Here is an 18018-nt window from a genome sequence, read left to right on the forward strand (position 1 = left end):
CGCGCTTTGCCGTGCAATCGGTCCCAGGCATGAAAAAACCGCCTCGATGTGCATCGAGGCGGTTCGTCGAGCGGTGGCCAGGGCCGGGGTCGAACCGGCGACCTTCCGCTTTTCAGGCGGACGCTCGTACCAACTGAGCTACCTGGCCGGGAACGCCGGCGAGGAGCCGAACGATCTTGCGACCCTGACGGGACTCGAACCCGCGACCTTCGCCGTGACAGGGCGACGCGCTAACCAACTGCGCCACAGGGCCTTGCATACTGCTTTGTAACTGTACTGCGTACTCCCAACGGGATTCGAACCCGCGTTGCCGCCTTGAAAGGGCGGAGTCCTAGGCCGCTGGACGATGGGAGCCCGGTTCGGTTTCGGCGAACCGACCGACCCGCGCTCTCCGGTGTCCCCGGGAGCGAACATAACTATAGGACACCCCTGTTTCGGCTCCCGCACAGGGGGTCCTCTAGTTGTTCACAGGGCTGGGACCTGCGAGAACGCGGTGACTTCAGGATATCAGGGCCGAGGCGGCCCGCAGGGCTCCAAGACGGCGCCGAAGCTCCTCCTGCTCGTCGTCCGTCAGAGTGACGTCGAGAAGGTCGGCCACGCGCCGGTCGGTCAGGTCCTCCACCTGCCGCCACCGCTGCCGCAGATCGCCCTTCGCCTCCGCCGCGGCGATCAGCCCGTCAGCGGCCTCCTCGGACCACGCGGTGCGCAGGAGACGACCACGGCCGCCTTCCGGATCCGCGACGACCGCCTCGGGCACCGTCAGGCCCACCGCGCGAAGGGCCGCGAAGTGGATGCCGCCGCGGAACTCGCGGAAGACCATGAGCGCGAACGCCAGCCGCTCGACGTCGTCCGCCGGACGTTCGGCGAGTTGCCAGCCGGCGAACAACGCGAGACCACTCGCGTCCGCGGCGTCCACGAGACGGAACAGCAGATCCGCCGAACGGCCAGGGCCGTCGGCACCCGAAAGATTGACGCGCCCCCAGTTCGCCGATGACCGCGAGTAGGCACGGACCGCGGAGGCCGCGTCGAGCGCCGCCGTCGCGGACGGAAGAGCGAACTCGAAGAGCCACGACGGGAAGATGCCGAACAGCTCCGAGACCACCTTCGGCGGCGGGTCGCCCAGCACCGCGGACCGGCCGCGAAGGTACAGCGACCGCGGCGACAATCCCACCTCCGTCTCGACCTCGGCGAGCTCCGGCGAGGTCATGAACTTCCCGCCCAGCACCTGCACCGGCCCCCGGATCTCCCGCGCCACCGCGATCGCCGCTTCGTCGGCCATGTCGCCACACCTTCCCGCCAGTTGTTTGATAACAGTGTTACACAACTGACGGACGGTCGTCGAGGACGAACGAAGGCCCGGTCGCGCGGCACACCCCGCGCGACCGGGCCTCGTGAACGAACGAACTCAGCGCTGGACGGGCGCCTGCCCGTCCTCGTCCAGCGTCAACCCCAGCATGTCCAGCAACTGGACACAGTCATCGACGCCCAGCGCCCCGTTGGCCACCGCCAGCCGGGCACGCCGCACCTGGTCGTCGGACACCCGCTGGGCGTCTCCCTGACCCGTGCGCTGTGCCGGCAGACCACCGGCCAACGTCGTCGAGCTTCCCCCATCGGCACCTTCGTACCGAAGGAGGAACTGTCGCACTTCCACAGACCCACCCATGGTTCCTCCAGACGGCCAACGAACAGCTTGGCCGCGAGGCTAGCCAGAGCCGGCCGCGACACACAGCCCCCCGGAGAGTGAACCTGTCGCCACGCTCCGCACAACGCAGAGCGATCACGCGCACACCCGCGCCACATGAACCACAGGCGAACCAGAGGTGGCGCCCTGACCGGAATTCTGCCCGCGCCCACTCGCCCTTCTCAGGAAACCGTGCAACAATCGATTTGCTGACACACCCCCGGTCAGCGCCTGTGGAGATCCCCTCCGACCCCCGCGTTCCTCCCCCTGGCGCGGGGGTCGCTCCGTTTTCTGGGGGCCACCCCCAGACCCCAGGTTCCTTGCGGCGGCGGTTGGCAGCCCAGGACCGGTCCTGTTGATCATTCGTCTTCCGGTTGCGGTTTGTGATCACGAGAAAAGGTTTTCCTGTCGGTGCTGGGCCATTCGAGACAAGAAATTGGGTGTGTCGTGGCTCACTGTGGTTGGTTTGCCGAGACCGAACCGTTATCGTGGCCCGGTGCCCCTTCCTTCCCTCAGCCGTCGTAGCGGCAGCCGCACGAACTTGAAGCCGGTCAACCCCGGTCGTCACCGCAACTCCCCCACCAAGGAGGCCGAAGCGGTCGTCGAAGACACGGAGCTCACCAGCTACCTTCGTGCCCTCGCCCCGGAAAACGACCCGGAGAGCACCGGCACCGGCAAGCGTTTCGGCGAAGCGCAGGTCTTCCAGCTGCGGATGAACCTCATCGCCTGCGAACAGCTCAAGGACGCCGCGGCCGAGCGCAACCTGTCGCCGCAGGCGCTGGCGCAGGAATGGATCCTCGAGCGCCTTTCGTGGGAGTCGCAGGCCAACTCGGCCCAGCAGCGCCGCCACGAGGAAGCCCACACCGACGAATTCCGCTTCGACGCCAACGCGTGGGAGCAGCCCGTCCCCCGCTGACCCGTCGCCCCGGAACGGAACAGCACATCAGAAGAAGCTTGAGCGGCAAAGGGAAAAGCCCCCGGCGAGATCGCCGGGGGCTTTTCCGATCAGTCTGAGCAACGCCTGAAGGGCGGACTCAGATCGCGCGGACCTTCTGGGCCTGCGGGCCCTTCTGGCCCTGACCGACCTCGAACTCCACTCGCTGGTTCTCCTCGAGCGTGCGGAAACCGCGACCCTCGATCTCCGAGTAGTGAACGAAGACGTCGCCCTCGCCGCCATCCTGCGCGATGAAGCCGAAGCCCTTCTCCGCGTTGAACCACTTCACAGTGCCTTGCGCCACCGCTGTACTCCTCGTTGCACATCCGCTTCGAGTGCCTCCGAAGCGACACCCAGACCGTCCCGGGCGGTTCCAACGAGTCGAGCGAAGAGCGCGTCACCGGCTCATGGCTCGCGTCAGAAGTTCCGCGAGTGTGAAGCCACGAACACGCAAAACGACGGCCTGATGGCAGCGTACCGGGATCTGGCCATATTTGAAGCCCGTGATCGGACTCTGGGCACCCCCAAGTACCAAGGTCACCGGAACGTCGTATACCGATCCGGCTTCTGTCGGACCCCCTCGCTAGCCTGTCGCCGCACGCCGACCTCAGGTCATCGCCGGACACGGACCGAAGTCGGCCATGCCCCGATCGTGAACTACGATCCACCCGATTGTGACTCGCATCACTCTCGATGGGATCAACTTACGGGGCTGTCCGGACGTCATGGTCGGTGTACAGGGGAGCAAAGGGGAAGCTTTGAGGTTCACGGAAACCGCGCGCCGCCGGGCGGCGATCGCGGCACTGGGGTTGGTGGCCGTTCTGACGCTGGGGGCGTGCAGCAGCGAGCCGACCGTGTCGGCCAGCGGGCCGGACGGCGGCGGGCCGGTCAGCAGCGACACCGGCGGCAAGGCGCCCGCGCCTGCCAAGCTGACGTACGAGCCCGCCGCGGGCGCGCAGGACGTCGCGCCGGGGCAGCCCATCAAGGTCAGCGTCGCCGACGGCACGCTCGATCAGGTCGTGCTGACCAATCCCGACGGCAAGCAGGTCGCGGGGCAGCCGTCCGAGGACAAGAAGAGCTGGTCCACCACCGAGCAGCTCGGCTACGGCAAGTCCTACACGTGGTCCGGCAAGGCCACCGGCACCGACGGCAAACCCGTCGACATCGGCGGCGCCTTCACCACGGTCAAGCCGCGCAAGCAGGTGGGCGCGAACATCAACGTCTTCGACGGGCAGACGTACGGCATCGCCATGCCGATCACGCTGACGTTCCCGAGCAAGGTCACCGACAAGGCCTCGGTCGAGAAGGCGCTGTCGGTCGAGACCACGCCGAAGACCGAGGGTTCCTGGGCCTGGGTCCACGACGACACTTCGGTGCACTGGCGGCCGAAGGCCTACTGGCAGCCCGGCACCACGGTGAAGTTCAACGCCAAGATCTACGGCGTCAAGATCGGCGAAGGCGTGTACGGCAAGGAAGACCGCTCGGCGAGCTTCACGATCGGCCGCTCGCAGATCGTCAAGGGCAACACCCAGACCCACCGGCTCCTCGTGATCCGCGACGGGCAGCAGATCGCGGACTACCCGGCCAGCTACGGCCTCGACGCCGACCCGGGCCGTGTCACGCCGAGCGGCACGCACGTGGTGATGTCCAAGCACGACACGTACTCGATGACCAACGAGCGCTACGACTACGAGAACATCGTCGTGCCGTCCGCGGTGCGGTTCTCGACCAACGGCGAGTTCATCCACGGCTACGCGCCTTCGATCTGGGCGCAGGGCAAGAAGAACATCTCGCACGGCTGCGTGAACCTGGCGCCGGCGAACGCCAAGGCGTACATGGACGGCGCCCTGGTCGGGGATCCGGTCGAGATCGAGGGCAGCACCCAGAAGATCAACCGGGCGCGCGACTACAGCGACTGGACCTACTCCTGGGAAGAGTGGCAGGGCTTGTCTGCCCTGCGCTGACGGACCTCCATGAAACCGGGCGGCCGGAGACCCCCTGTGGTCTCCGGCCGTTCGTGCTTGGGCGAGGGACGCGTCTTCCGGGAGCGCGTCAGCGCGACGGGAAGACTTCACCCCGCGCGCCGCTCTTGGCCGAAGGCCACGGAAAAGTTTTGCCGGGCGCCGAGGCAACTACCCTCGCTGACCTGCGGTCGAGCGCCCGGCGAAATTTTTCCGTCAGCGCGCGAAAAGTCACTGCAACCCTGCCTGGGGCGGGACGCATGTCTAACGACGTAAGGCGCCGCGGTCAATGAGCGGCGCCCGGATCGAGGAGACACACTTGCGTACTCGTATCGCTCTCACTCTCGGCGCGCTGCTGCTGGCGGGCGGCGCCGCCTTCGCGACCACGTCGCTGGCGTCGGCCGATCAGAGCGCGCCGTCGCCGACGGCCACTCAGGCGCCCCAGCCGCCGGCCAAGGAGCCCACCACCACGCGGCCGGCGGAGCCGCCCCGCGCCACGACCGCCCCGCCGCGGAGCCTCCCGCAGACCCCCGCCGTCGCCGCGCCGGGCGAGCACCGCGTGCCCAAGGCCGTTCCCGCCGGGCCGACCGGGGATCTGCACCTCCCCGCCATCGTCGAAGGAGCCGGTAACTAGGTGACGCCGAGCCGCTCGTCGAAGACCGGGACGGGCTCGCCGTGGGACGGCGAGTTCGCCCGGTACTTCGACGAGCGCGCGCACAGCCTGCGTGCCACCGCGTACCTCCTGTGCGGCGACTGGCATCAGGCCGAGGACATCACCCAGGCCGCGCTGCTGAAGCTGTATCTGGCTTGGCCGAGGCTCTCCCGGCACGACGCGCTCGACGGCTACGCGCGCAAGATCGTGCTGCGGACGTTCCTCTCCGAGCATCGGCGCGTCTGGCGCAAACGGGAGAAGCTCACGGACGCCCTTCCCGACGTCCCGGGCGAAACCAACGGCACGGAACAGGAGATGCTGGTCAGGCACGCCCTGTCCGGCATCGCCCCGAAGCAGCGGGCCGTCCTTGTCCTGCGGTACTTCGAAGATCTCAGCGTCGAAGAGACGGCCACGGCGCTGGGCTGCAGCACCGGGAACGTGAAGAGCCAGGGTGCGCGGGGTCTGGCGACCCTGCGTAAACGGCTCGGTCCGCATTTCAGTGAGCTGGCCTTGAGCGGAGCGCACGACGATGGGAGGTGAGGAGATGGACGAGGACATCAAAGGCGTGCTTTCGCACGGCGCGAGCGGTCCCCCGCTGGGCATCCGGGCGGCGGACATCATCGAGCGGGGTGGCCGGATCCGGCGACGACGCAAGCGGCTGGCCGTGGCGGGCAGTTCGCTGGCGACGATCGCGGTGATCGTGTTCGGCGCGATCGCCGTCGGCGGTCGCGGTGGCGAGGGGCCCGCGCCGGTTCAACCCGCCGGGCCGGGTCTGTCGACGATCGCCCCGTCACCGGTCTCCCCCGCACCGTCCGAGTCGCCCCCGCGGGCGGAGGTCACTCCCGGGACGCCGGCTCCACCCGCTTCCGCGCCGACGACCGATCAGCAGCGTTCGACGCCGAGGTCTCTCCCACCCGGCCGGACGACGACCGGTCCCCATCGCGCGCCCACGCCGACGAAGCAGCCGAGCGAGCCTCCGACGACGGCCACGACCCGCTGATCTCCCGTCCGGAACGTCCGATTCCCGAAGTGTGACCCAAAGTAATCGGAAATTCTCCGACATCGGCTTCACCTGGTGGTTCGTCACCGTATTGGGGGAACGGCCCTCGCACGACCGATCCAAAGCGCTGAACCCGGACGTTTGAACCCCTACGGTCGAGGGAACAAACCCTCGACGATGGGTAAGTAAACGGGTGGGTCGGGAGGTCAAACCCATGGCCGAAGAGGCGCTGAGCGCGTCACATCAGGAAAAAGGGGAACCGGCGGAGGCCCCACCTGAACAGATCAGAAAGGCCGTCGCCGGGGCGGCGATGGGTAACTGCATCGAGTGGTACGACTTCGGCGTTTTCGGCTTCATGCCGGCCATTCTGGGGCAGGTCTTCTTCAATGCGTCGAGCACTTCCGAAGGCGCGCTGGCGACCTTCGCGGTCTTGGCGATCACGTTCATCGTCCGGCCGTTCGGCAGCTTCGTGTTCGGTCCGCTGGGCGACAAGATCGGGCGCCAGAAGGTTCTCGCGCTGACGATCATCCTGATGTCCGGGTCGACGTTCATCATCGGTCTGTTGCCGTCCTACGCGACGATCGGCCCGGCCGCGGCGGTCCTGCTGATCCTGTTGCGCACCATCCAAGGCTTCTCGGCGGGCGGTGAGTACGGCGGTGCGGCGACGTTCATCGCGGAGTACGCGCCCGCCCGGCGCCGGGGTTTCTGGGGCAGCTGGCTGGAATTCGGCACGCTCGTCGGCTTCGCGATGGGCGCCGGCTTCGTCACGATCTTCACCGTCGTGCTCGGCGACGAGGCCATGCGCGAATGGGGCTGGCGCCTGCCGTTCCTGATCGCGGGCCCGCTCGGCATCGTCGGTCTGTACCTGCGGAACAAGCTGGAGGACACTCCGCTGTTCCAGGAGATCGAGAAGAAGAACCAGGTCGAAAAGTCGCCGCTGAAGGCGCTGCTCAAGAAGCACTGGACGTCGATCCTGCACCTGATCGGCATCGTGGTGATGCTGAACGTCGCCGACTACATCGTGATCACCTACCTGGAGACGTATCTCAAGGACGTGGTCGGCTTCAGCGGGCACACACCCTTGCTCATCATCCTGGCCACCATCGGGTTGATGCTGATCTTGATCGTGCCGGTCGGCATGCTGTCCGACCGCATCGGGCGAAAACCCATCCTGATCACGTGCTGCGCGAGCTTCCTGGTGCTGCCGATCCCGGCGTTCTCGCTGATGGGCGCGGCCGCGGACGACCGGAACGCCTGGCAGCTCATGCTCGGCCTGGTGATGATCGCGGTGCCGCTGGTGCTGATCCTCGCCGTGCTCGCGGCGACGCTGCCGGCGATGTTCCCGACCCAGGAACGCTACAGCGGTTTCTCCATCGGCTACAGCGTTTCCACCGCGGCGTTCGGCGGCACGGCGTCGTACATCATCGGCAGCCTGGTGACCAATACGGGTGACAACCTGTGGCCCGCGTACTACCTGATGGGCGCGGCGGCGATCGCGGCCATCCCGATCCTGCTGCTGCCCGAAACGGCCGGGGTGTCGCTGCGCGGCATCGTGAACTCGCGGATCGCGCGGCGCCGGAAACCGGAAACGGCCACTCCCGGCGGCGCTTCGGAGCTACCGGCGAGTTAACGTCTTTCCATGAGCCGTATCTCGCAGCCGTGGCCGCCGGTCGAAGTCGAACCGGCGACCGTCCACCCGGAAGCCCCCAAGCAGGGCAGCCACCTCGGCATCCACTTCGGTGAGTGTTTCGGGTGCGGCGACGAGATCGAGGCCGGGCTCCACCTGCATTCGACGGTGGGCGAAGGGACGACGGTGTACTCCAAGTTCACCGTCACCTCCGCCCACCAGGGTGCGCCCGGCCTCGCCCATGGCGGTCTGCTGGCATGCGCCTTCGACGAGGCGCTCGGCTCGACCGTCGGCAACCTGCTGCGTCGCCCCGCCGTCACCGGGAAACTGGAGACGGACTTCCTCCGGCCGGTTCCGGTCGGCTCGACCCTGTACATCGCCACGAAACTGGACGGCATCGCCGGCCGGAAGATCTACGTGAGCGCCGACGGCCGGCTGGACGCCGAAGACGGCCCTGTCGCGGTGCGCGCGCGGGCGTTGTTCGTGCGGGTGGAGTTCGAGCACTTCAGCACCCACGGAGACCCCGAGGCGCTGCAGAAGCTCGCCGCCGCACACGAAAAGGCCAAGCGCGCCCGCGAGTGGGACATCAACCCCTGAGCATTTCGTCCTCTGAATGCGGTGGTTCGTACGCCCAACTACCGCGTTCAGAGGACGAAATGCGGGGCTAGGTGAGGGTTCGCGGCCGGATCGCGTTCGCCTTGTCGACGAGTTCGACCCGCTGGTCGACCGATCCGGCCAACCGCGCCAACGTCCGATAGCAGCGCTCGAGCCCGAACCGCAGGTCTCGTTCCTCCAAGGCACAGCCCAGGACCTTCGCGCCCGGTGTCGGCTGGTTCTGCGAGTTGAGCCAGCCGTACGCCGCTTCGAGGACCTCCGCCGACAAACGAGTGCGGCGTTCGGCGTCGAGCTGCAGGCGCTCCAAACGCGTCGAGGCGTCGACGAGGTCGCGCTCCGACACCATCACCGGATCCTTGCCGCCGCCGTTGATCCTGGTCTTGATCTTGATCGCGGCCACCTGCGCGGCGACGTGATGCGACGACGACGCCGGGACGGCTTCCAACACCTCGATCGCGCTGGCCCTGGCGCCTTGCGCGAGGTACACGCGAGCGAGCCCGAAGGCGGCGCTGACGTACGAGCGGTCCGTTCGCCACACCAGCTCGTAGTAGCGCGCGGCGCCGAAGTAGTCCCCGACCCCTTCCGCGCTGACGGCCAAGGCCAGCTTCGGCGCGATCTCGCCGGGCAGGTCGTCGTACACCGCTTCGAACGCGACGTGCGCGACGCGGGACCGTCCGCCCGCGAGCTCGATCAGGCCGCGGTACCAGTCGATCCGCCAGTCGTGCGGGAAACCGGCCTTGATCGCGAGGTACTGCGCGGCCTGCAGCTGCCGCTGCGCCTCGACCAGCTCGCCGAGCTCGATCCGGGCACGGACGATGCGCAGCCGGACCTCGATCGACTCGCGCGGTGCCCCGGACAGCGACTCGATCGCGCCCGCGGGATCGAGCGCGACCGTCGAGGCCAGCACACCGGCCGCCGGGTCGTCCGTGTCGACCTGCGGGATCGGGAGCCCCGCGACCACTTCGCCCGGATCGGGCAGCGGCACGCTCCCGCCGTGTTCCGGAACGACCATGTCGACGCCGAACGTGCGGGTCTCCGGCCCGAAGACGGTCGACGCGCCAGGACGCTGTTTCCCGGTGCCCAGCGCCATGATCTCGCGGAGCACGCCGGTCAGCTGGTCGGCCATGTCCTCGGCCGCGATGAACCGGCGGTCCGGGTCGGTGTGCGTCGCGCGCTTCAGGAAGCGGTAGTACGAACCGAAGAGCGCGAACAGCGGCACGACGTCCGGGCCGGGCAAGGTCGTCTTGTACTTGCTGGTGTAGCCGGAGAATTCGAAGCTGAGCACGGCGAGCGTGCGGCCGACCGTGTACAGGTCCGATGCCACCGAAGCGCCGTGCGTCGCCAGTTCGGGCGCGCTGTAGCCGGTGGTGAAGAACAGCGGGCTCTCGTAGTCGTCGATGCGGCGGACCGCGCCGAGGTCGATCAGCTTGAGCTGTTCGTGCGTCTGGATGACGTTGTCGGGCTTGAGGTCGCAGTACAGCAGGTTCTGGCCGTGCAGGTAGCCCATGGCGGGCAGGATCTCGAGCCCGTAGGCGATCACCTGGCCGATGGGCAGCGGCTCCGGGCGCTTGGTCTCGCGGTGGTGCGCGAGCGCGAGCTGGCGCAGGGACTGACCGCCGACGTACTCCATGACGATGTAGCCGACCGAGTTGCCGGTGTCGCCGTCCGGGTGCTGCACGAAGTTGTGGATCTTGACGATGTTGGGGTGCTCGACCTCGGCGAGGAACCGCTGCTCGTTGGCGGCGGCCGCCATCGCGGTGGCGTCGCCGGTGTCGATCAGGCCCTTGAGCACCACCCAGCGGTCGCTGACGTTGTGGTCCTGCGCGAGGTAGATCCAGCCGAGGCCGCCGTACGCGAGCGCGCCGAGCACCTCGTACTGGCCGCCGACGATCTCGTTCGGCCGCAGCTTCGGGACGAAGGAGAACGGGTTCCCGCACTTCTCGCATTCGCCCTCTGGCGAACCGGGCTTGCCGTCCTTGCCGCGGCCGACCTTGGCACTGCAGCTGCCGCAGAAGCGTTTCTCCTCGGCCACCATCGGGTTCTCGAGGACGGCGGACGCCGGGTCGCGGTACGGCACCTGCGGGACGTCGACGAGCCCGGCGCCGAGACGGCCGCGACGCGACGTGCGGGACGACGTCCGGCGTGCGGTTCCGGGGAACGAACCCGTCCCGGTCCCGGTTCCGGTGCCGTGGCTGCCCGACCCGGTGCCGGTGCCGGTTCCCCGGCTTTCGCTGGAACGTTCGGGAAGGACGCTTTCCGTGCCCGGGTCCGGCAGCGGCCCGGGCCCGTTGTCGACGCGCGGCGTCGGCGGCATGATGCTCTGCGTCTCCGGTGCCGGCGAGGAGAGCACGCTGGTCGGCTGCGGCGCGTCGGCGGGTGCCTGCCACGCGGGGCGGACGACCTGGGTCTGCGGGCTCACCGGGGCCATGTCGCCCGGCGGACGCGTCGGATCCTCGGCGCCGGGGATCGGCCGCTGCTGGCCGCGCGGCGGAGTCTGCGGACGCTGGACGGGCGCGTGATAGATCGTGCGCTCGGCGTCCGTCTCCGGCTGGGGCTTCGGCTTGGGCCGCGACGGCTCGGCGAGATCGAGCCTGCCGGAAATGGACGGTTCGGGCGTTTCCCAGCGGACCGGCGCCGGCGGCGTCCAGGACGCGGACTCCGCCTCACGCTCCGGCGTGGCGTCGTCCGGCGCTGCGTGCCGAGGACGGCGCGGCTCTTCCGACACTGGTACCTCCCGAAATCCCCCGCGACCACGTCACCCCAGATCTTAGGGGGTGAGCGCCCAGGTCGTGCCCGCGCCGGGTCGAACCCGCTACGGTGCGGGAGAGAACCGATTCAGCAGGTGATGAGGGGGAGGACCGGGTGCCTGCGTCATTTTCGATGTCGATGGCCCAGCTCGACGTCGTACTCGAAGAACTCGGGCTCGGCAGATTCGTGCTGCCCTTCGAGATCCCGACCGTCGGAACCACCATCACCGAACGCGAGCGGCACTGCGAAGAGATCTGGGCGGGGCTGGCCGACCGAGGCTTCGCCCGCGGCCGCGAACTCCTGCGCGACTACGAACAATCCCTCCGGCTCTGGGCCACCGGGGACTTCGTCCTCACCATGGAGGCGCACGAGGTGGAGGAGGACGCCGAATACCTCTATCGGGGTGCGTGGAACAGCCGCCTGGGCATCGTGAGCCAGCAGCGCGGCTTCGACATCCTCTTCGAGCCGGTCTACCCCGAACAGGTCGTCACGACGCTGCTCGGCTATCTGCCGTCCCTGCCGCCGTTCCCCGGTCGGGTGACGACGTCCAGCACGCTCCCCCCGGCCAAACGACCGGACGACCCGTTCGACGAGGACCCGAACAACCTCCGCCTGGGCGCGGCCGCCCGCTTCTTCGAACACCCGCTCGCGCGGCTGGGCACGATCAGCGTCACCCTGCGCGACGATCGGGGTAAACCGCAGCAGAAGAGCGTCCAATGGTTCGACAGCCTTCAGGGCCGCTTCATGCTCACCACCGACCGCTTCCCCGACGGCGAAGTCCGCCGCACGTTCACCCCGACGAGTGGCTCTCACCTGGCGCGATGGGTCCACGACCTGGTCGAAGCCGCCCGCGTCGGCAGCGCGTGATCCTCGCCGGAAGGCGGCCTTCGAGGCCGTTTCCGCTGATATCGTGACCTGACGAGCGCTACGAGTAACCGGGACTTGGTACAGGGGAGAGACCATGACGGACGGCACCGGCGGACCGCCGGGCAACTTCTCGGACATCTTGGGTGACTTCTCGGCGCAGGCCGACGCGATGGTGAAGGCCGCGAACGAGGGGCGGTTCGCGGTCAGCCCTGAGATGGGCGAGGCCTACAAGACCGCGCTCAACGACTACCTGGACAGTTGGACCGGCAACAAGATCCACTTCGACAGTCTGGCGAATTCTCCCGAGCTCGGAGCGAGCCCGTACGCGGGCGAGGTCGCCCAGCACATGAGCTTGGTCGCTTCAGGTGACGATCAGTCCGCCAAAACGCAACTCGAAACGCTTCAGAACGTGGTCGAGCGCGCCTGCGGCGCAATCGACACCGCCATAAGCAAATACAAGTCGAGCGATCACGCCGCGAGTGTCGACCTGTCTAACCTCAACAAGGATTTCGGTTAGATGCGCATAACCGCCCGCCGGGTCAATAGAACTGCCGCCTTTCTCTTCCTGCCCATCTCCCTGCTGACTGTTTCCGGATGCACCTCGGCGAAAACCGGAACACCGACGGCAACCGCGGGCACCTCCAGTCGACCACAGACAGCACCTCCCGCCGAAGGGGTTTTCGGCGATTTGAAGGCATGTGATCTCCTGGAACCCGTCACCAGCGAGAAGGGGTTCAGTCCGGCAGCCCCGGAGACCTACCAAAGCGACAACGGCTGCCGCGCCAACAAGCCACGCTATGGCACCGCCACCACCTACCTGGTCGAGAACGCCGGCATTTCCGACCTGAAACCGGACGGCGGGCAGACCACTGAGACAAGTGTGACAGGAAAGAAGGCTGTAGAAATTTCCGGCGGCGGCGGTAAAGGGAATTGCCTGATCGGAATTTCGGTCACGGACAAATCCAGGGCCACGGTGAGCGTGACTCTGTCAAGTGGCACGACTGAACAGGCTTGCACGGACGCGAAGTCCATCGCCGAGCAGATCGCACCGAAGCTTCCCCAAGGCAGCTGACCAGAACAGGGAGGGGACCATGGCGGACAACGCCGGTCAGGACAAGGTCGATTCCGCGATGAACCTCGACGGCAAAGCGCGCCGGACGTATGAGGGAAAGCGCTACGCGGAGACCTACGACGAGGTCAACCAGGGGCCAGGCGGCAACGCCGTGACCGCACGGCTGACAGCGGAGGCGAAAGCCGCCCACCATCGTCGAACGCGCACAAGCGGCAATCGACACCGCGATCGGCAAAATATCAGTCCAGTGACCATGCGGCCAGCAAGGATCTGTCCGATATCGGCAAGGAAATCTACTAGATGAGCCAGTACGGTGCCAAGTTTCCGAAGCGTTCTCTTCTGATCGCGCTCGCAGCCCTACCACTCGCCCTTGCGGGGTGCACGACCGAGAAACCCGGAAATCCGACTCCGTCGATTCCCGCGCCGTCAACATCCGGCCAAGGCTCCAGCGCCTCCCCCCAAGATGCCTTCGGTGATTTGAAGGCATGCGATCTGCTTGAGCCGATCGCTTCTTCACTGGGATTCGATCCTCCCGCGGCCGAGACGTACGAGAGTGACAACGGTTGCGGTTCGAGCAAGCCGCGATACGGGACGGTAGCGGTCTACCTCGTGCCCAATGCGGGAATCACGGAGCTGAAGACCGACACCGGGGAGATGAACCAGATCACCGTCGCCGGCCGCAAGGCGGTCGAGCTGCCTGGAAGCGCGGGCAAGGGCGCCTGTCTGATCGGGATCGCCGTTGCCGAGAAGGCCCGGGCGACGGTGAATCTCGGCCTTTCGAACAGCGGCACGACTGAACAGGCTTGCACGGACGCGAAGTCCATCGCCGAGCAGATCGCACCGAAGCTTCCCCAAGGCAGCTGACCAGAACAGGGAGGGGACCATGGCGGACAACGCCGGTCAGGACAAGGTCGATTCCGCGATGAACCTCGACGGCAAAGCGCGCCGGACGTATGAGGGAAAGCGCTACGCGGAGACCTACGACGAGGTCAACCAGGGGCCAGGCGGCAACGCCGTGACCGCACGGCTGACAGCGGAGGCGAAGGCCGCCCAGTATTCGGGTGAGCAGGCCGAATCCCTCGCCCAAGGCCAGCAGTTCCGGGCCGGGCTCGGGTCCTCGAACCAACGCTACGAGGGCAACTCGCACCGCGACCTGATCGGCATGGTCACCGACAACCTCTCCGCCGAGAAGATCGACCAAAAGGGCGAGATCTGGAACAAGCAGGGTGACGCGCTGAACACCTTCAGCAGCGCACTCAGCTCCGCCGCCAGTAAAGAAGGCGCCCACTGGCAGGGGACCTCCGCGGAGGCCGCGCACGGGTTCTTCAAGAGTCTGGGCAAGTGGGCCGACACCGCGGGCGACGGCGCTTACCTGGCCTCCAACCGCTTCTCCCAGTCCGCCGCAGCGGCCACCTCCGCGAAGAACTCCATGCCCGAAGAGATCCCCTTCGACCGCAACGCCGAGTACAAGAACGCCCTCAACCAGCTCGCGACGGGGAATCTCGCCGGCGCGGTGGACACGGTCGGCAACATCTCGGCCAAGCAGGAGCAGTCGTTCCAGGCGCATCAGCAGGCCGCGCAGGTGATGCACAACTACGACCAGTCGCTCTTCGACGTCAATTCCAAGCAGCCCACCTTCGCCCCGCCGCCGGAGATGGGCGAGTCGACGACGGCGTCCGGGTTTTCCGGGGGCACCGAGCCCAGGGGCTTCAGCGGCGGGCCGGGGCCTGGGCCCAACAGTGGTCCAGGGCCAGGAGTGCCGGGTGGTCCGAGCGGGCCGACGCCGGGGCCCGGGATCACCACGGGCGGCGGGCACACCGGCGTGCCGGGGCCCAATCAGCCGGTCAGCGGGCCGCCGGGGTCGTTCCGGCCGGGGCCGGGGCCGGGTTTGGCGGCGATGAACGGGCCTGGTCCGACCGGGCTCGGGCGGCTGGGCAGCGAGCAGTATCGCGGCAAGCCCGGCCGGACGACGAGCGGGCCGGGCGGCAGTGCGGCGAACCGGTTGACCAGTGGCGGGTTCGGGCGCAACGGCGGGTCCGGCAACGTCGCCGAGCGGCTCGCTGGTGGCAAGGTTTCGGCCGGTGACGCCGAGAAGCTCGCGGGCAAGGGCGGCGGGTCCGGGTCGGGCAAGCTGCCGGAGGAGCGCGTCACCCGGGGTGGCGCGGCCGCGGCGGGCAAGAGCGGCGGGCACGGACCGATGGGGGCCGGCGCGCCCGGTGGCAAGGGGCAGAAGGAAGAGGACAAGGAAAAGAAGGCCCCGAACTACCTGCAGGAGGAAGACGCCGACGTCTTGTTCGGCGGCTACGACGGCGAGATGAAGCCGGTGCCGCCGGTGATCGGCGACAAATCCCCGTAAGACGAAGCGGGCCGTTCGGGAGCGAATCCCGAACGGCCCGTTCTCATTTGTACACCGGCGACGGCGGTGTCCCGCCCTCGAGTTTGTTCCCGATCCATTTGGCGTAGATCGCCTGCCACGCGCCACCGCGGACGTTCTCCAGCACGGCGTTCACGTACCGCACCATGTCCTCGTTCTCCTTCGGGATACCGATGCCGTAGTTCTCCTCGGTGAACCGGTCCCCCACGATCTTCAGCGTCGGGTCCTGCGCGAGCATCCCGGCGAGGATGACGTCGTCCGTCGACACCGCCTCGACCTGCTTCTGCTGCAGCATCACCAGGCAGTCCGACCAGTTGTCCACCGAGACCGGCACCGGCTTCGACGGATCCGCCGCGATCTTCGTCAGCGAGGTCGACGTCTTGGTCGCGCACACCCGCCGCCCGGCGAGGTCCGAAAGCTGCCCGACCTTCGAGCCGGATTCGACCAGGATCCGTTGCCCCGCTTGGTAATAAGCGGTCGAGAAATTGACCTTCTTCAGCCGGCTGCAGGTGATGCTGTACGTCCGCACCACGATGTCGACCTGCTTCTTCTCGAGCACTTCTTCCCGCAGTTTCGACGGGATGGCCCGGAACTGGACGCGGCCTTCCGCGCTGCCGAAGATCGCCTTCGCGATCTCGTTGACCATGTCGATGTCGAAACCTTCGAGCTGGCCCGACGTCGGATTGCGGAAGCCGAACAGGAACGTCGTCTGGTCGACGCCCGCGACGAGCTTGCCGTTCTCCTTGATCTTCGCCATCGTCGATCCGCTGGTGATCGACGTGCCGCTGGTCGGCCGCAGGCTGGCCAACGGGTTGCAGCTCGTGTCGGTCGTTCCGCCACCGCCGGCGTTGTCGGCGCCGCCGACGTTCGCGGGCAGCGGCGGCGCGACGTCGCCGACGGGTGCCGGGTCGACCGGCGCCCCTGCGCTGCCACAAGCCGTCGCCAGCACCAAAACCGCGCCGAGCACGGCCGTTCGCAGACCGTTCCGCATCACCGGTACTCCCTCAGCCGTTCACGGATTCCCAGGGCCGACCCCGCCGCCGCCAGCACCGCCAGCACCGCGATGCCCGGCGCGAGCAGGGTCAGGGCGCGGTCTGCGCCGCGGGTGTCGTCGAGGAATTCCTGTCGTCCCACGTTGATCGCGGCCACCAGGTTCTCGTCGAGCCGCAGGAACGCCCCGGCCGCGCTGTCCTTCTTGTCGTCGCGGGTGGCCGTGGCGACGGCGTCCTGGTAGAAGCCGTCTTCGTCCTGCCGCCGTACCTCGCCGTGCGCCTTGAACCACGCCGACGCCGCCTGGATGGCCGCGTCCACCTTCTCCGCGGCCGCGCCGCCCGCCGCGAGTCCGCGGGCCTCGCCCAGCAGACCGCCTTGGCCGTCCGTCCCGCCGAGTTGCGCGGCGAGATCGCCGAAGTTCTTTTCGTACGCCGCGCCGTCGCCGCGGGCGACGAGGGTCAGCGTTTCGTCGGCGCGCGCCTGCAGCGCCGCGATCCTCGCCCGGACGAGCACGTCCACCTGGTGCGAGCCGTCTTCCTCACCGCTGCCGACGAGGGTGCTCTGCACGATCAGCGCGACCGCGCCCCACAGCAGGGCGACCACCACCGACGCGGTCGCGACGACGAGCCCGACGTTCAGCAACCGGTTGGTCTTCCGCGTCAGGTGCACCTGGGTGACGATCAGCGCGGCGAGCAGGGCGAGCATCAAAGCCGTTGCCAGCCAAGGGAATCCGGTCGCGTCGTCCTGTTCGGCGGCGAGCCGGTCGGTGTCGGTCCGGTAGAGATCCTGTGCGGCGGGAAGGATTTTCGCCCGCATCAGTTCGGACGCCTCGCGCAGATACGAGGCACCGACGGGATAACCCTGCCGGTTGTAGACGCGTGCGGTCTCGATCAGTCCCGTGTAGACGGGGATTTCGCGGCCGAGGATGTTGATCTGCTCGGCCGCCTTGCCCGCGCCGGACGAGTCCGATGCCGCCCTCGCCAGCGCCGCGCCGGCCTCCGCGATGTCGCGGTCGTACCGCTGGCGCATCAAGGGCGGCTCGGTGCCGATGGAGAGGAACGAACTGGCGGCCGTCGCGTCGGCGTCCGAAAGCGCGCGATAGACCTGTTGCGCGGCGGCGGCCAGCGGTTCGCGGTGGTCGATCAGGCCGTTGATCGTGTCCTTCTTGTCCTGTGCCGCCAGCGTGCCGAACAGCCCGGCGACCAGCGACAGCAGGACGAGCCCGATCGCGATCACCGACAACCTGCCCGGCGTGGTCGCCGCGGAGCGGACGATCGCGCGGATCCCGTTCCCCGGCAGCTCGAGCAGCCCGGCGATCCCGCCGCGGCCTTCCGGCGCGGGGGGTGGCGCGGGGCTCCCCGGCCGGGTCACAGTGCTCGTCATCGCCGATCCTCCCCATTGGCTCTATCCGCAAAGAAGGTATCCGAGTCGGGATCAGCGCAGCCAGTGACACCAGGGTGTGTCATCGGCACGTGATCTCCGGGCCGTACCGCA

19 protein-coding genes and 3 tRNA genes are annotated in these 18018 nt (G+C 67.9%); 13 read left to right on the forward strand and 9 right to left on the reverse strand.

The genetic code is table 11. The features are described 5' to 3' along the window. Positions 1-74 precede the first annotated feature (74 nt). The 5 genes from AJAP_RS37140 to AJAP_RS37160 all read right to left on the reverse strand — a co-directional run bounded on the left by AJAP_RS37140 (position 75) and on the right by AJAP_RS37160 (position 1663). A tRNA-Phe gene (locus AJAP_RS37140) sits at positions 75-148 on the reverse strand. Positions 149-179: 31 nt separating this feature from the next. Continuing rightward, positions 180-253 (reverse strand) — tRNA-Asp (locus AJAP_RS37145). Between the two features lie 28 nt (positions 254-281). Continuing rightward, positions 282-354: transfer RNA gene (locus AJAP_RS37150), tRNA-Glu, on the reverse strand. A gap of 145 nt (positions 355-499) precedes the next feature. After that, on the reverse strand, positions 500-1279 hold the full coding sequence (locus AJAP_RS37155; RefSeq protein ID WP_038520296.1) for an SCO6745 family protein: 780 nt from the start codon (positions 1277-1279) through the stop codon (positions 500-502). A 126-nt stretch (positions 1280-1405) separates the two neighbouring features. Further along, positions 1406-1663, reverse strand: coding sequence for a hypothetical protein (locus AJAP_RS37160; RefSeq protein ID WP_020633070.1), 258 nt, complete (start codon positions 1661-1663; stop codon positions 1406-1408). A gap of 514 nt (positions 1664-2177) precedes the next feature. Here AJAP_RS37160 and AJAP_RS37165 point away from each other — a divergent pair. After that, complete coding sequence (locus AJAP_RS37165; protein ID WP_016330848.1) at positions 2178-2597, forward strand: hypothetical protein; 420 nt, start codon at positions 2178-2180, stop codon at positions 2595-2597. 118 nt (positions 2598-2715) lie between these two features. Here AJAP_RS37165 and AJAP_RS37170 read toward each other — a convergent pair whose 3' ends face one another. After that, positions 2716-2919 carry a cold-shock protein gene (locus AJAP_RS37170; protein ID WP_003097368.1) on the reverse strand — a complete coding sequence of 68 codons (204 nt, stop codon included), beginning with the start codon at positions 2917-2919 and terminating at the stop codon, positions 2716-2718. Positions 2920-3340: 421 nt separating this feature from the next. On the opposite strand from AJAP_RS37170, the gene AJAP_RS37175 reads away from it, so the two are divergent. The 6 genes from AJAP_RS37175 to AJAP_RS37200 all read left to right on the forward strand — a co-directional run bounded on the left by AJAP_RS37175 (position 3341) and on the right by AJAP_RS37200 (position 8452). Then, complete coding sequence (locus tag AJAP_RS37175; protein ID WP_038520302.1) at positions 3341-4579, forward strand: L,D-transpeptidase; 1239 nt, start codon at positions 3341-3343, stop codon at positions 4577-4579. Positions 4580-4865: 286 nt separating this feature from the next. After that, positions 4866-5210 carry a hypothetical protein gene (locus AJAP_RS37180; protein ID WP_038520304.1) on the forward strand — a complete coding sequence of 115 codons (345 nt, stop codon included), beginning with the start codon at positions 4866-4868 and terminating at the stop codon, positions 5208-5210. Next, positions 5211-5768 carry a SigE family RNA polymerase sigma factor gene (locus AJAP_RS37185; protein WP_038520306.1) on the forward strand — a complete coding sequence of 186 codons (558 nt, stop codon included), beginning with the start codon at positions 5211-5213 and terminating at the stop codon, positions 5766-5768. A 4-nt stretch (positions 5769-5772) separates the two neighbouring features. Next, complete coding sequence (locus AJAP_RS37190; RefSeq protein WP_228694759.1) at positions 5773-6228, forward strand: hypothetical protein; 456 nt, start codon at positions 5773-5775, stop codon at positions 6226-6228. 214 nt (positions 6229-6442) lie between these two features. Beyond that, positions 6443-7858 carry an MFS transporter gene (locus AJAP_RS37195; RefSeq protein ID WP_038520309.1) on the forward strand — a complete coding sequence of 472 codons (1416 nt, stop codon included), beginning with the start codon at positions 6443-6445 and terminating at the stop codon, positions 7856-7858. 9 nt (positions 7859-7867) lie between these two features. Continuing rightward, positions 7868-8452, forward strand: a complete 585-nt coding sequence (locus tag AJAP_RS37200; protein ID WP_038520311.1) for a PaaI family thioesterase — start codon at positions 7868-7870, stop codon at positions 8450-8452. 67 nt (positions 8453-8519) lie between these two features. Here AJAP_RS37200 and AJAP_RS37205 read toward each other — a convergent pair whose 3' ends face one another. Next, a complete protein-coding gene (locus tag AJAP_RS37205; protein WP_038520313.1) occupies positions 8520-11195 on the reverse strand; it encodes a tetratricopeptide repeat protein in 2676 nt (891 codons plus the stop codon). Between the two features lie 137 nt (positions 11196-11332). On the opposite strand from AJAP_RS37205, the gene AJAP_RS37210 reads away from it, so the two are divergent. The 6 genes from AJAP_RS37210 to AJAP_RS43885 all read left to right on the forward strand — a co-directional run bounded on the left by AJAP_RS37210 (position 11333) and on the right by AJAP_RS43885 (position 15513). Then, positions 11333-12085: an ESX secretion-associated protein EspG gene (locus AJAP_RS37210; protein WP_228694761.1), complete on the forward strand. Its 753-nt coding sequence runs from the start codon at positions 11333-11335 to the stop codon at positions 12083-12085. 94 nt (positions 12086-12179) lie between these two features. After that, positions 12180-12602 (forward strand): hypothetical protein, encoded by a 423-nt coding sequence (locus AJAP_RS37215; RefSeq protein WP_038520317.1) that lies wholly within the window; start codon positions 12180-12182, stop codon positions 12600-12602. Continuing rightward, positions 12603-13157 carry a DUF3558 family protein gene (locus tag AJAP_RS37220; RefSeq protein ID WP_084098452.1) on the forward strand — a complete coding sequence of 185 codons (555 nt, stop codon included), beginning with the start codon at positions 12603-12605 and terminating at the stop codon, positions 13155-13157. A 19-nt stretch (positions 13158-13176) separates the two neighbouring features. Continuing rightward, entirely contained in the window at positions 13177-13461 is a 285-nt protein-coding gene (locus tag AJAP_RS43880) for a hypothetical protein (protein WP_148311620.1), read from the forward strand. Next, complete coding sequence (locus AJAP_RS37225) at positions 13458-14021, forward strand: DUF3558 family protein (protein ID WP_084098454.1); 564 nt, start codon at positions 13458-13460, stop codon at positions 14019-14021. Before AJAP_RS43880 ends, AJAP_RS37225 begins: the two co-directional genes overlap by 4 nt. A gap of 19 nt (positions 14022-14040) precedes the next feature. After that, positions 14041-15513, forward strand: a complete 1473-nt coding sequence (locus AJAP_RS43885) for a hypothetical protein (RefSeq protein WP_038520323.1) — start codon at positions 14041-14043, stop codon at positions 15511-15513. A 43-nt stretch (positions 15514-15556) separates the two neighbouring features. Here AJAP_RS43885 and AJAP_RS37235 read toward each other — a convergent pair whose 3' ends face one another. Both AJAP_RS37235 and AJAP_RS37240 read right to left on the reverse strand, forming a co-directional pair. After that, on the reverse strand, positions 15557-16522 hold the full coding sequence (locus AJAP_RS37235) for a glutamate ABC transporter substrate-binding protein (RefSeq protein ID WP_038520324.1): 966 nt from the start codon (positions 16520-16522) through the stop codon (positions 15557-15559). After that, the gene (locus tag AJAP_RS37240; protein WP_038520326.1) at positions 16522-17907 is read right to left on the reverse strand and encodes a hypothetical protein; all 1386 of its coding nucleotides are present in this window, start codon (positions 17905-17907) and stop codon (positions 16522-16524) included. The genes AJAP_RS37235 and AJAP_RS37240 overlap by 1 nt, the downstream gene beginning before the upstream one ends. Between the last annotated feature and the right edge of the window lie 111 nt (positions 17908-18018).

This window comes from Amycolatopsis japonica, from assembly GCF_000732925.1.
Classification (GTDB): domain Bacteria; phylum Actinomycetota; class Actinomycetes; order Mycobacteriales; family Pseudonocardiaceae; genus Amycolatopsis; species Amycolatopsis japonica.

Bases quoted from the DNA above. Each gene is read 5' to 3' on its own strand.
- AJAP_RS37175 (WP_038520302.1), top strand. From the start codon at position 3,341: ATGGTCGGTGTACAGGGGAGCAAAGGGGAAGCTTTGAGGTTCACGGAA.
- AJAP_RS43885 (WP_038520323.1), top strand. From the start codon at position 14,041: ATGGCGGACAACGCCGGTCAGGACAAGGTCGATTCCGCGATGAACCTC.
- AJAP_RS37220 (WP_084098452.1), top strand. From the start codon at position 12,603: ATGCGCATAACCGCCCGCCGGGTCAATAGAACTGCCGCCTTTCTCTTC.
- AJAP_RS37215 (WP_038520317.1), top strand. From the start codon at position 12,180: ATGACGGACGGCACCGGCGGACCGCCGGGCAACTTCTCGGACATCTTG.
- AJAP_RS37180 (WP_038520304.1), top strand. From the start codon at position 4,866: ATGAGCGGCGCCCGGATCGAGGAGACACACTTGCGTACTCGTATCGCT.
- AJAP_RS37155 (WP_038520296.1), bottom strand. From the start codon at position 1,279: ATGGCCGACGAAGCGGCGATCGCGGTGGCGCGGGAGATCCGGGGGCCG.
- AJAP_RS37240 (WP_038520326.1), bottom strand. From the start codon at position 17,907: ATGACGAGCACTGTGACCCGGCCGGGGAGCCCCGCGCCACCCCCCGCG.
- AJAP_RS37235 (WP_038520324.1), bottom strand. From the start codon at position 16,522: ATGCGGAACGGTCTGCGAACGGCCGTGCTCGGCGCGGTTTTGGTGCTG.
- AJAP_RS43880 (WP_148311620.1), top strand. From the start codon at position 13,177: ATGGCGGACAACGCCGGTCAGGACAAGGTCGATTCCGCGATGAACCTC.
- AJAP_RS37190 (WP_228694759.1), top strand. From the start codon at position 5,773: ATGGACGAGGACATCAAAGGCGTGCTTTCGCACGGCGCGAGCGGTCCC.
- AJAP_RS37195 (WP_038520309.1), top strand. From the start codon at position 6,443: ATGGCCGAAGAGGCGCTGAGCGCGTCACATCAGGAAAAAGGGGAACCG.
- AJAP_RS37200 (WP_038520311.1), top strand. From the start codon at position 7,868: ATGAGCCGTATCTCGCAGCCGTGGCCGCCGGTCGAAGTCGAACCGGCG.
- AJAP_RS37225 (WP_084098454.1), top strand. From the start codon at position 13,458: ATGAGCCAGTACGGTGCCAAGTTTCCGAAGCGTTCTCTTCTGATCGCG.
- AJAP_RS37160 (WP_020633070.1), bottom strand. From the start codon at position 1,663: ATGGGTGGGTCTGTGGAAGTGCGACAGTTCCTCCTTCGGTACGAAGGT.